The sequence below is a fragment of the Paenibacillus sp. genome (assembly GCF_035645235.1).
Taxonomy (GTDB): Bacteria; Bacillota; Bacilli; order Paenibacillales; family YIM-B00363; genus Paenibacillus_AE.
The window spans coordinates 1-11947 of the sequence record NZ_DASQMZ010000004.1 but is presented as its reverse complement, the minus strand read 5'-3'; the positions used below and the strand labels follow the sequence as shown (position 1 = coordinate 11947).

The window sequence follows — 11947 nt, the reverse complement described above, 5'->3', positions numbered from 1 at the left end:
GCGCGATCCCACGCCGGGTTCGGCCCGGGCGGGCGTCGCATGACGCGAACGACGCCTTCGACGATGTCGTCGACGTAAGTGAAGTCGCGGCGCATATCGCCGTTGTTAAACAGCCGAATCGTCCGGCCGGCGAGGATGTCGCGGGTGAACGAAAAATAAGCCATGTCCGGGCGCCCCCACGGGCCGTACACGGTGAAGAACCGGAGCCCCGTCGTCGGCAAGCCGAACAAGTGGCTGTACGTATGCGCCATCAGCTCGTTCGATTTCTTCGTCGCGGCATACAGGCTGATCGGATGATCGACCGGATCGCTCGTCCGGAACGGCATCGTCACGTTGGCGCCGTAGACCGAGCTCGACGACGCGTAAACGAGGTGCTTCGCCCCCGCATGCCGGCACGCCTCGAGCACCTGCACGAAGCCGACGAGGTTCGAAGCCGCGTACTTCTCCGGATGCGTAAGGCTGTACCGCACGCCCGCCTGCGCGCCGAGGTGGACGACATAGGGCGCGCCGCCGGCCGCCTCGAACGCCGCGTCGACCGTCGCTTGCTCCGCAATCGTCCCTTCGACGAACGCGAAGCCGTCCGCGGCTTGCAGCAGCGCGAGGCGGTCCCGCTTCAACCGGGGATCGTAATAATCGTTCATGTCGTCGGCGCCGACGACCCGGACGCCTTCGTCAAGCAGCCGCCGCGCCGTATGGTACCCGATAAACCCGGCCGCGCCGGTCACGATGACGGTTTCCATTCGCTTCTCGCCTCCCGCCGGCCGGAACCGGACTTTGTTTTTTGGACAAAATCATCATATCATGGGAAGCAACATTGGAAAAACGAGGTGTTCGACCCGTGACGACGACGGCGCAGCTGCCGAAAGCGTTCCTTGAGAAAATGCAACGTCTCCTCGGCCCCGAGGCCGAGGCATGGTTCGCGAGCTACGACGCCCCGCGGGCGATCGGCCTGCGCGCGAACCCGCTGAAGCTCGACGCCTCCGCGCTCGCGCGGAAGCTTCCGTTCGGCGTCGCCCCCGTCCCGTGGTGCGAGACGGGCTTCGCGGTGGTCGACGAGCCAGGCGCGTCCGCCCCGGGAAAGCATCCGTACCACGCGGCAGGGCTGTATTACATGCAGGAGCCGAGCGCGATGTACCCGGCGGCCCAGCTCGGCGTACAGCCGGGCGAGCGCGTGCTCGACCTGTGCGCGGCGCCGGGAGGCAAGACGACGCACATCGGCGGCGCCCTGGCGGGTCGCGGGCTCCTTATCGCGAACGAGTACGAAGCGAAGCGGGCGAAGGCGTTATCCGAAAACGTCGAACGGCTCGGACTCGCGAATTGCCTCGTGCTGAACGAGACGCCGGAGCGGCTCGCGGCGAGGTTCCCCGGCTACTTCGACCGCATCCTCGTCGACGCGCCTTGCTCCGGGGAAGGCATGTTCCGCAAGGACCCCGAGGCGGCGGCGTATTGGAGCGAATCGCATGTCGAGGCTTGCGCGCGGCTCCAGACGGAGCTGCTGGACGCGGCGGTCGCGATGCTGCGCGGCGGCGGCACGCTCGTGTACTCGACGTGCACGTTTTCGCCCGAGGAGAACGAGCGCGCGATCGAGGCGCTGCTCGCGCGCCATCCGGCGCTCGAGCTCGAGCCGCTGCCGCTCGTCGGCGGCGTATCGCCGGGCGTGCCGGCGTGGACGGCGGGCGGCAACGAGCGGCTCGCCGGCGCGGCGCGGCTGTGGCCGCATCGGGTGCGCGGCGAGGGCCACTTCGCGGCGAAGCTCCGCAAGGCGGACGGCGGGAACGCGCCCGTCGATGCGGCGGGCGGCGACGGCGCGGCGGCGCCGGCCGGGAAGCGGCGCCCTTCGGGCGGCTCCCCGGCCCCCACCCGGCAGCAGCTGGCGTTGTACCGCGCGTTCGAAGCCGAGACGATCGTCGGCCAGGTCGACGGGACGTTCGCGGCGTACGGCCCGCAGCTGTACCGATTGCCGGAGGATTGCCCCGACCTGACGGGCCTTCGCGCCGTGCGGCCGGGACTGCATCTGGGGGAGCTGAAGAAGGACCGCTTCGAACCGAACCACGCGCTGGCGCTCGCCCTCCCCGCCGATCGTTTTCGGCACAAGTACGAGCTCCTCGACGGGGGAGAGCGGGCGGCGGACGCGTATTTTCGGGGCGAGACGCTGGCGAGCGGCGAAGACCGCGGCTGGCTGGTCGTCACGTACGACGGCTTTCCCGTCGGCTGGGGCAAGGAATCGAAAGGCACGCTTAAAAATTTCTATCCGAAGGGACTTCGCCGGATGGGCGTCTAGGTTCCGAACCGAAGGAGGTTGACAACAATTGGCCAAACTCAGCGTATTGGATCAATCGCATATCGCGGAAGGGCGCACGGCGTCGGACGCGCTCGCAGAAACGACGCGGCTCGCGCAAGCGGCCGATCGGCTCGGGTACGAGCGCTACTGGGTGTCTGAGCACCATGGCATGCGGACGCTCGCTCACTCGAGCCCCGAGGTGCTGCTCGCGCACCTCGGCGCGCACACGGAACGCATCCGCCTCGGCTCGGGCGGCGTCATGCTGCCGCATTACAGCTCGTATAAAGTCGCGGAAAATTTCCGGCTCCTCGAGGCGCTCCATCCGGGCCGCATCGACGTCGGCCTCGGCCGCGCCCCCGGCGGCATGCCGCTGGCGTCGCGGGCGCTGCAGGAGGACAAGCGCGTCGAGATCGACCGGTACCCGGAGCAGGTCGAGGACTTGCTCGGCTACCTGCACGACGCGCTGCCTCCCGATCATCGGTTCGCCCGTCTGCTGGCGTCGCCTTCGCTGCCGACCGCACCGGACGTCTGGCTGCTCGGCTCGAGCGACGAGAGCGCGCGCATCGCCGCCCGGCAAGGACTCGCGTACGGCTTCGCGCAGTTTTTCGGCGTCGCGGAAGGCGAGCGAGCCATGCGCATCTACCGGGAATCGTTCCGGCCTTCGCCGTATAACGACGCGCCCCGCTCGCTCATCGCGGTGCTGGCGATTTGCGGCGATACCGAGGAGGAGGCGAATCGCCTCGCGCTCAGTACGGATTTGTTTTTCCTGCGACTCGAACTCGGGCTCGAGCTGACCGAGCTGCCGTCCGTCGCGACGGCGGAGGACTACCCGTACACGGAATACGACCTGCAGCGCATCCGGTTCGCCCGGCAGCGCCGTTTCGTCGGTACGCCCGACCGGGTGAAGGCGGATCTGCTCGCGGCCGGCGAACGATTCGGAACGGACGAATTCATGATCGTCTCCCCGATTCACGACCCCGCAGCCCGCATCCGCTCTTACGAGCTGCTAGCCGACGCATTCGGGCTCGGCGGGCGCTAACCTAGCGTCATCACGCCCCGGTCTTTTCCGCCAGCATCCTAGTTCAGCTGCGACCTAGCGCGGGTCAGCCCCTGCCCCGCGCTTTCCCACCCGAGTCCCTTAGCTCAGCTACGCACCTCCCGGGGGGAGGCCTAGTCAAGCCCCCGCCTCGCCCTTTCCCACCTGTGTCCCTTAACTCAGAATTTGTAATAGGACAATGCTTATCTGCGAAGCAATTAGCCCACCTAGCTTTACTGAGCAAGATGACAGGCGGGAAATCGCACGAAATACCTGAGCCGGGCACAGGTGGGAATGGCGCACGGAGTGCCTGAGCAAAGGGAAACAAGTGGAAAAGGCGCATGCTGTTCCTAAGTTAAGGAGGACGAACAAAGCACCTGAGCTAAGGGTAAAAGGTGGGAAAAGCACACGGAGTACCTGCGCAGAGGGAAACGGATGGGAAAGGGCCCGGAGTGCCTGAACAAAACGGAACAGGCGGGAAGGACATACAGAGTACCGGTTAGGCACGTCTCAATGCTAGGATCGCGGAGGCGAAACCTACGACGATGGTCGTCGTGAAGCTTCCCTCGAGTCCGAAAGCACCGCCGGCTACGAATGCGTAGCGGCAAGGGAACGGTCCCGTTCGAGCGCGAAGTAAAGCAGCGCGGCCGTTCCCGCCGCTGCGCTCCCGACCGCAAGAAACCGGCCCGAGAACTGGCTCGCCGCCCAGGAAGACGGCGAGGGCGAGCGCCGTTTTCCTGATCGCTTGCCGCAACGCAAAAACCCCCGTCCGAAGGGATAGAATGTGCTCCTATCATATCAGACGAGGGTTTTCAAAGCAACGTTAATGGACGTAATACGGCTCCACCGCCGTCGGCGTTATAAAGTGCTTTAACAAAAACAGCGCTTCTTCCATGGACAGGCTGCCGTCGCCGTCGAGATCGGCGCCGTCCGTCCGCAGGAACGCTCCGATTTCCATAATGTTCGTGCTTCCGTCGTTGTTCGCGTCGATCGCTTGGAAGATTGCGTTGTAATCGATCGGGTACGCGTAAGGATAAAGATCGGGGATGACTCCCTCCGCGCTTTCCGTATCGTCCTCGCCCGCCGCGAAGATGCCGAAATGCGTCGCGCCTTCCAACGGGGAACTCGGGAAATATACCGAGAAGGACATTTCCCCTCCCCCGAGGTAGCTGTTAACGGGCACGAACGCCAGCAGGCTGACCTTCTCCCATTCGCCATCGACCTCTCGCATCGAATAGACGTTAAAGCCCGTAGGACGTTCCGATTCGATTTCATCGTAGCTAGGAATCCAATAATGCCAATAGAGCATGCCGCTGACGCCTGCGTCGGGGGAATCGTCCGTAATCCAAGCTTCGCTCGGGGCGGATAATCCGTTTGGAATAGGCGCGCCCGGCGGTTCTACCCGACTGTCCGAGAGGCCGACGACCCTGGGGTTGCCGTAATGTCCCTTACCGTCCGTAGCTCGAATGTGCAGCACTGCATCGTCGTTCCAAGGCATGGAAGGCAAGGTTACAGCGTACGCGCCCTCGCCCGCCGGCTGTCTGGCTACTAATTGCTGCGTTTCGGATTCGTATTCGAATAGGAAGATATCGTAAAAGGCGATTCCGGTCTCGTTATCCATCGCGTCCCACCGAACCCGCCCGTCCACGACGTTCGCCGCAGCGTTCGCGTCGTAAAACCTCGGGTTGCCGATCGCGCGGGTCGGATAATCGGGAATGAGCGCCCAAGCCGCGGAGGGCCGCTCCCCCCAACTTGGATCGCTCGGCCGCGTGACGAACAGGCGAATGCCCGCCGCTTCCGCAGGTACGGCGACGTCAAACGTCGTATCGGTTTGCGAGATCGACTCCTGATAGGATAGGATCCAAGCATCCTCCTCGAGTTTATCCCCTTCGGCGTCGACGAAGTACGCCTCGTAGCGCTGATCCGCCGGGACGTCGCCTTCCGGCCCCGACCAGCTCAGCGATCCGACGATATGATTTTCCGTATCGCCGTCATCGTAGAGCTTAAGCTCGTAAGGTTCCCATGATTGGACGACCGTAAGATACGTCTCATCCTCGCCCGCCGACGGCACGACATCAGCGTAATTGTACAATCCGGCCTCATGCAGAACTAACAATTCGTGTTCCATCGGCATGACGCTCGTGAACGTGATGCGCCCATCTGAATCTGTGTATCCGCTCTGGGCTCCGTAGCCGGCATAATCGGAGAGGCGCACCTCTTGTTCCGCAAGTGCCGTGCCGTCGCTCGTACTCAAATACACCGTCCAGTCGAACGTCTCGAACGTCATTTCGCGAACGGCGGTCGGATCCATCAGCAGATTCCAGCCCCAGTTTTCCGTACCGAGCTGGGCGTCGTCATTATACCCCCAGCCGAGCCAGCCGCCGTCCGACGTACGAGCGAGCGAGCTGCGATACCCCGCGACGACGCGGTCGACCCCTTTGCCCGCCGTGCCGGACAGCTTCGGGATCGGTCCGAAGCCCGGCCCGTCGAAGTCGAACGTCAGTTGATATTCGTAGTTTTGTCCCCCGCCGTATACGTCGCCGTTCGCGGCCGCAACCAGCATATAGTGGAAGCCTACCGCGATGCTCTCAGGCTGCAGCGCTGTCAGCGCTTCGATATATTGCGGCGTGTCGCCGGAGCCGTCCAGCAAATACGCAGGCTCGTTGCCCCAGCCGTACACTGCGTCCGTGACGGAGTCCCCCTCGCCGACCGCCGCATAGACGCTCTGGGCCGCCCAACCGGTATAGACGGCTTGCACGTTCGTCAAGCTCGTCACTTCGACGGCATACGCGACGACCGCGCCGACGTCGCCCAAGCCGGTCTCGCCGTATTGGTCGCTGCCCCAAGCGTATAGCTGTCCGTCGCCGGTCAACGCGAAGGAAAACACGTCGCCTGCGAACGCGCGCTCGACGCCGGTCAACGGGACGCCCGGCGCCGTCAACACCTCCGCCGGCTCGACGACGGCCGCGCCCGACGCTCCGTTGCCGAGTTGTCCCCAGTCGTTATCGCCCCAAGCGTACACCTTGCCGGTGACGGCGCCGACGGCGAGAATATGGCGTTCGCCGGCCGCGATATCGGCGATCCCTTCCGGCAAGCTTACCTGCCTGGCGTAGGGGCTCGGATCGGTCGAGATGTCGCCGTCGCCTAATTGTCCGGCGTCGTCCCGCCCCCAAGTCCACACTTGCCCGGAATCGTCCAGCGCGACGCTGAAACCGCGGCTCGCAGCGACCTTCAGGATGCCCGTCAACGCGGCGACGTTCCCGGAACCGTCCTCGGACAGCACGCGGTTCGGATACAACCCGCCATACTCCAGATGCCCGTTCCCGAGCGCGCCGTAATCGGTGAAATCCTCCTCAACCAACCCGTCTTCCTCGGTCGGATCGACGCCGTTGTTCATCCCCCACGCCCACGCCTGGCCGGCCGCGTCGACCGCTACCGCATGATAGCGCCCCAGCGAAATTTGCGTCAGCGCCGGTACCTCGGCTGCCTCCGCAGGCGCCGGCGTCAGCCCCGGGACCGCCAACAACGCGCACAACAACACTGTTCCCGCCGCTCGTAGCCCTCTCGTCATCGATGAATTCTCTCCCTAGTTGCTAATCTTATGAATGTTCCAATTATAGTAGGATTCGGGTGATTTGGCATTAGAAATTTGGACGATTCGGCGCATGCGGGCGAAAGCGCAGGCCGAACCGTGCGGAATGCGCGCCCGAACGCGAAAGAGGGACCCCTTCCGCCGTCGCTGTCGCTTCGGTCGCAGGGGCCCCTTCGGTACACATCAGAAACTATTGATATCCCATCGACTGCAGGAAAGCCGCGAACGCCGACTGTCCCTGCGCATCTTGCTTGAACACGCCGGCGTCCGAGAGCACGCGAAGGAAGATGCCGCCGACCTCGCGCTGCAGGAGCGCTTCTGCCTCCGCCTCTTGCAGGCCGGTCCCGTGCGCCGCGAGCAGCCGGTCGATCCACTCGGCATGCTTTCCGAGCGGATGCCCCGCGTCGTCGCGCCAGCCGAAATCCGCCGAGCGTCCCGTCAGCAGCGCCGCGATGCCCTCGAGCTCGTCTTTGAGCCGGCCCGGCAGTACCGCGAGCCCCATGACCTCGATCAGCCCTATATTTTCCTTCTTGACGTGGTGCAGCTCCCGGTGCGGATGGAATATGCCGTCCGGATGCTCCTCGCTCGTGCGGTTGTTGCGGAGCACGAGATCGAGCTCGTATTCGCCGTTCGGCGTCATGCGCGCGATCGGCGTAATCGTGTTGTGCGGCGTGTCGCCGGTGAAGGCGCGCACGTCGACCGACTCGTCGCTGTACGCCCGCCATCCGGCGAGCATCGCCGATGCGGCCCGGCGCAGCTGCGCGCGCGAGCGCGAGACGAGCCGCACGACCGACATCGGCCATTGCACGATGCCCGCCCGCACGTCCGGGAAGTCGGGATGCGCGAACGTCCGCGCGATCGGCGCCTTCTCCTCCGGGAAGACGTGGCGCCCGCCTTGGAAGTGGTCATGGTTCAAGATCGACCCGCCGACGATCGGCAAGTCCGCGTTCGACCCGATAAAGTAATGCGGGAACTGCTCGAGGAAGTCGAGCAGCCGATCGAACGTGCGATCCGAAATTTGCATCGGGACATGGCCGCTATGGAAAATGATGCTATGCTCGTTGTAATACACGTACGGCGAATATTGGAAAAACCAGTCCTCTCCGTCGAGCTTCAGCGGAATGACGCGTAAATTTTGACGAGCCGGATGGTTGAGCCGGCCCGCATAGCCGACGTTGTCGGCGCATAGCAGACATTTCGGGTACGCAACCGACGGCGCCGATTTCAGCAGGGCGATTTCACGGGGGTCCTTTTCCGGCTTGGACAGGTTGACCGTGATCTCCAGCTCGCCGAAGTCGGTCGGCGTCCGCCAGTACAAGTTCCGCGCGACCCGGTCCATGCGGATATAAGCGGAGTCGATCGACAGCGCGTAGAAGCGATCCGTCGCCGCCTGCACGCCGGCGCTGCCGGCGATGCTCCGAAATTCCTTCACGACCTCGGACGGCCGCGGCATGAGCGCGCCCATCAGCCGCGTGTCGAACAAATCGCGGTGCGTCAGCGTGTTTTCCTCGAGAATGCCCGCCTCGGCCGCGTAGTCGAGCAGCCGTTCGAGCGGCTCGACGGGCGAGTCGAGCGTCTCCTCCGGCGCTGCGCCGGCGTGCGGCTCGGGGAGCCGCAGCAGCTCGAGCAGCGCGTTGCGCGAGAAGGCGACGTCGAGCGGCTCGATCAGCCCCTTGCGCGCCGCATACTGGAGCAGCCGCTCGACCTCGTACGCCGCGTCGACGCCGGCCGCGAAGCCGCCGTTGCCCGCCGCCGCCGTCATGGCCGCTCGCTCCTGTCGGCGTAGCCGTTCGGATGCGCCTGATGCCAGCTCCACGCGCTCGCGATGATCGCCTCCAGCGACGCCCGCTTCGGCTGCCAGCCGAGCTCGGCCGTCGTGCGCGCCGACGACGCGACGAGCACCGCCGGGTCGCCCGCGCGGCGCGGCTCGACCTTCGCCGGGATCGGATGACCCGTCACGCGGCGCGCCGCCTCGATCACCTCGCGCACGGTGTAGCCCCGGCCGTTGCCGAGGTTATACACGGCGCTCTCGCCGCCGTCTCGCAGCTTCTTTACCGCGAGAATATGCGCGTCGGCCAGATCCTGCACGTGGATGTAGTCGCGAACGCACGTGCCGTCCGGCGTCGGGTAATCGTCGCCGAACATCGCGATCGCTTCGCGTGCCCCAAGCGCGACCTGCAGCACGACCGGAATGAGATGCGTCTCCGGGTTGTGGTCCTCGCCGATCTTGCCGCTCTCGTGCGCGCCGGCCGCGTTGAAATACCGCAGCGACACGTACTTGATGCCGTGCGCCGTATCGAACCAGCGCATCATACGCTCCATGGCGAGCTTCGTCTCGCCGTACGCGTTCGTCGGCTCGGTTCGATCGCTCTCCTCGATCGGCACCCGCTCGGGGTTGCCGTACGTCGCCGCCGTCGACGAGAATACGATGCGCTTCACGCCGGCCTCCTGCATCCGCTCCAGCAAGCACAACGTCCCATAGACGTTATTGTGATAATATTTTCCCGGATTCGTCATGCTCTCGCCGACGAGCGAATTCGCGGCGAAATGGATGACGGCGTCGATGTCGTTTTCCGCGAATACCTTCTTCATCTCCGCCTCGTCCCGCAGGTCGCAGACGTACAGCTTCCCGCCGAGTACCGCTTCCTTGTGTCCCGTCTCCAGGCTGTCGACGACGACGACGTCCTCGCCTTGCGCCAGCAGCTCCGCTACCGTATGCGAACCGATATAGCCCGCGCCTCCCGTTACTAGTACCGCCATGGTCCCAACCCCTCTCCCGATCTGGAAAATGCTACTCCGCCCGCTTCACGCCGTCCCCGATGTCCGCGACGTAGAACGCCGCCTCGAGGCCGGTCCGTTCTTTATATTTCGCGCCGACCTGCGCCTTGAACGCGTCGATCGCGTCCTCGTGCACGAGCGACACCGTGCAGCCGCCGAAGCCCGCGCCCGTCATGCGGGAGCCGATCGTCCCGTCGATCGCGCGCGCCTCTTCGACCAGCACGTCGAGCTCCTTGCAGCTCACCTCGTACAGGTCGCGCAGGCTCTCGTGCGAGCCGTTCATGAGCGACCCGAAAGCCCGCAGATCGTCTTCCTTCAGCGCCGCCACCGCCCGCTTCACCCGGTCGATCTCCTCCACGACGTGCCGCGCGCGCTTGCGAACGACTTCGTCTTGGATCGCATCCTCGTTCGCCTCGAACTGCTCGAGCGTCAGCTCGCCGAGCAGCGTCAGGCCCGGGATGCGCGCCTGAAGCGCCTGCACCGCCTGCTCGCATTGGGAGCGGCGCGCGTTGTACTCGGAGTCGACGAGGCCGCGCCGCTTGTTCGTATTCGCGATGACAAGCTTATAGGCGCCGCTGTTGAACGGCACGAGGTCGTACTCGAGCGTGTCGCACATGAGCAGGATCGCGTGATCCTTCTTGCCGTTCGCCACCGCGAACTGATCCATGATGCCGCAGTTGACGCCGACGAATTTGTTTTCGACGCGTTGGGCGAGCAGCGCCAGCTTCACGGTGTCGATCGGGTTCTGCCCTTCGAGCGCCAGCAGCCCGTAGCCGGTCACGACCTCTATCGATGCCGACGACGAGAGGCCCGCGCCGTTCGGAATTTCGCCGGAGAACAGCACGTCGTAGCCGCGCTGGAACGCGAGGCCTTCCTGCTGCAGGAACGCGGCTACGCCCTTCGGGTAGTTCATCCAGTCGTCCGCTTCGTCGTACTGCAGGTCCTCTATGGAGAAATGTTTTACCTGACCCGGAAAGTTCAGCGAGGCGAGGCCGAGCTGCCGATCCTCACGGGGACGCGCCAGCATCGTCGTGCCGAACGTCAGCGCCGCCGGGAACACATACCCGCCGTTATAGTCGGTATGCTCGCCGATCAGATTGACGCGTCCGGGCGCGTGGAACGCTTCGACCGTCTCCGCCGAGCCGCCATACAGCTTTACGAACTCTTCTTTCAACCGTTGCAGGTCCGCCATCGGGTGATCCGTCCTTTGCATGGAATATAGGTGCTTGATAGGTTCAGTATAGTGCGTTCGATCGCCGCCCGCTATGGAGCGATGTTATCGCGATATGGAGATTTGTGATATAGTGGGGGGAAAAGGCATCGGAGGACGCTCGCCTATGACCTCTTCGAATTCCGATCGGACGGCCGCGCGGCCGCAGCCGCCGAAGCCGACTTACGCCGTCGTGTCCAACCCGGACCCCGACGGCGCCGGCGTCTCGCTCGCCGTCCTGTTTTCCGGCCGCAGCCAAACGAAGCCCGGGCATCGCCTCGGGCCGAAGGTGTTCGACCATTACCTCATCCATTATGTCGAGAGCGGCCGCGGGACATACGCGACGGAAGGACATGAGTACGCGCTAGGAGCAGGGGACAGCTTTTTCATCTTTCCGGGGGCGCTGGTGTCGTACGCCGCGGACGAGCGCGAGCCGTGGCAATACCGGTGGATCGCGTTCAAGGGGGAGGACGCGGGGCGGCTCGTCCGCGCGGCCGGCGTCGCGCCGGAGGCGCCGACGGCGGTCGCCGGCGACGCCGCGCGCGCCGGGCGATGGTTCGAGCGCGTCATGAAGACGTTCCGCGACAAGGACGCCGGCGCGAACCTGCGCGCCAACGGCTGCCTGCTGCAGCTGCTCGCCGCGTACGCGGACGCCCGCCGGGCGGCGGAAGCCGCGCCGGGGACCGGCGCGGGGGATGCCGGCGGCGACGGGCCGGGGGCGGCGCTCACGCGGCAGGCGATCCATTATATGACCGCGCAATACGCGGAGCCGATCACGATCGAGCTGATGGCCGAGAGCCTCGGCTACAACCGCGCGTACTTGTCGCGCGTCTTCCGGGAGCGCACCGGCGTGACGCCCGTCGCGTTCCTCGTGCGGCTCCGTCTCGACCGGGCGCGCCGGCTGCTGCGCGAGCGGCTCGAGCTGACCGTCGAGCAGGTCGCCTCGTCCGTCGGCTTCGCGGACGCGCTGTACTTCTCGAAGCAGTTCAAGCGCGCGTACGGCCAGTCGCCGTCGCAGTACCGCCAATCGCTGAAGAAATTTTAGGGCAA

The 11947-nt window shown here is 65.0% G+C and carries 8 protein-coding genes; 3 read left to right on the top strand and 5 right to left on the bottom strand.

Annotated elements, in window-relative coordinates:
- Nucleotides 1-740: NAD-dependent epimerase/dehydratase family protein (locus VEZ38_RS00145; RefSeq protein WP_324890694.1), on the bottom strand; the 740-nt coding region annotated here is incomplete at its 3' end.
- A gap of 98 nt (nt 741-838) precedes the next feature.
- Between VEZ38_RS00145 and VEZ38_RS00140 the strand changes: the two genes are divergently transcribed.
- Both VEZ38_RS00140 and VEZ38_RS00135 read left to right on the top strand, forming a co-directional pair.
- The gene (locus tag VEZ38_RS00140) at nt 839-2281 is read left to right on the top strand and encodes an RsmF rRNA methyltransferase first C-terminal domain-containing protein (protein WP_324890692.1); all 1443 of its coding nucleotides are present in this window, start codon (nt 839-841) and stop codon (nt 2279-2281) included.
- 28 nt (nt 2282-2309) lie between these two features.
- Nucleotides 2310-3320, top strand: coding sequence for an LLM class flavin-dependent oxidoreductase (locus VEZ38_RS00135; protein ID WP_324890690.1), 1011 nt, complete (start codon nt 2310-2312; stop codon nt 3318-3320).
- 820 nt (nt 3321-4140) lie between these two features.
- Here the strand turns inward: VEZ38_RS00135 and VEZ38_RS00130 are convergent.
- The 4 genes from VEZ38_RS00130 to VEZ38_RS00115 form a co-directional block, all read right to left on the bottom strand.
- A complete protein-coding gene (locus VEZ38_RS00130; RefSeq protein WP_324890688.1) occupies nt 4141-6888 on the bottom strand; it encodes a hypothetical protein in 2748 nt (915 codons plus the stop codon).
- A 211-nt stretch (nt 6889-7099) separates the two neighbouring features.
- The gene (locus VEZ38_RS00125) at nt 7100-8671 is read right to left on the bottom strand and encodes a UDP-glucose--hexose-1-phosphate uridylyltransferase (protein WP_324890686.1); all 1572 of its coding nucleotides are present in this window, start codon (nt 8669-8671) and stop codon (nt 7100-7102) included.
- Nucleotides 8668-9669, bottom strand: coding sequence for a UDP-glucose 4-epimerase GalE (gene galE, locus VEZ38_RS00120; protein ID WP_324890684.1), 1002 nt, complete (start codon nt 9667-9669; stop codon nt 8668-8670). Before galE ends, VEZ38_RS00125 begins: the two co-directional genes overlap by 4 nt.
- Nucleotides 9670-9700: 31 nt before the next feature.
- A complete protein-coding gene (locus VEZ38_RS00115) occupies nt 9701-10879 on the bottom strand; it encodes a galactokinase (RefSeq protein ID WP_324890682.1) in 1179 nt (392 codons plus the stop codon).
- 145 nt (nt 10880-11024) lie between these two features.
- Between VEZ38_RS00115 and VEZ38_RS00110 the strand changes: the two genes are divergently transcribed.
- On the top strand, nt 11025-11942 hold the full coding sequence (locus tag VEZ38_RS00110; protein ID WP_324890680.1) for an AraC family transcriptional regulator: 918 nt from the start codon (nt 11025-11027) through the stop codon (nt 11940-11942).
- The last annotated feature ends 5 nt before the right edge of the window (nt 11943-11947 follow it).

Coding starts and splice junctions, on each gene's coding strand:
- VEZ38_RS00130 (WP_324890688.1), bottom strand. CDS start 6,888: ATGACGAGAGGGCTACGAGCGGCGGGAACAGTGTTGTTGTGCGCGTTG.
- VEZ38_RS00125 (WP_324890686.1), bottom strand. CDS start 8,671: ATGACGGCGGCGGCGGGCAACGGCGGCTTCGCGGCCGGCGTCGACGCG.
- galE (WP_324890684.1), bottom strand. CDS start 9,669: ATGGCGGTACTAGTAACGGGAGGCGCGGGCTATATCGGTTCGCATACG.
- VEZ38_RS00115 (WP_324890682.1), bottom strand. CDS start 10,879: ATGGCGGACCTGCAACGGTTGAAAGAAGAGTTCGTAAAGCTGTATGGC.
- VEZ38_RS00110 (WP_324890680.1), top strand. CDS start 11,025: ATGACCTCTTCGAATTCCGATCGGACGGCCGCGCGGCCGCAGCCGCCG.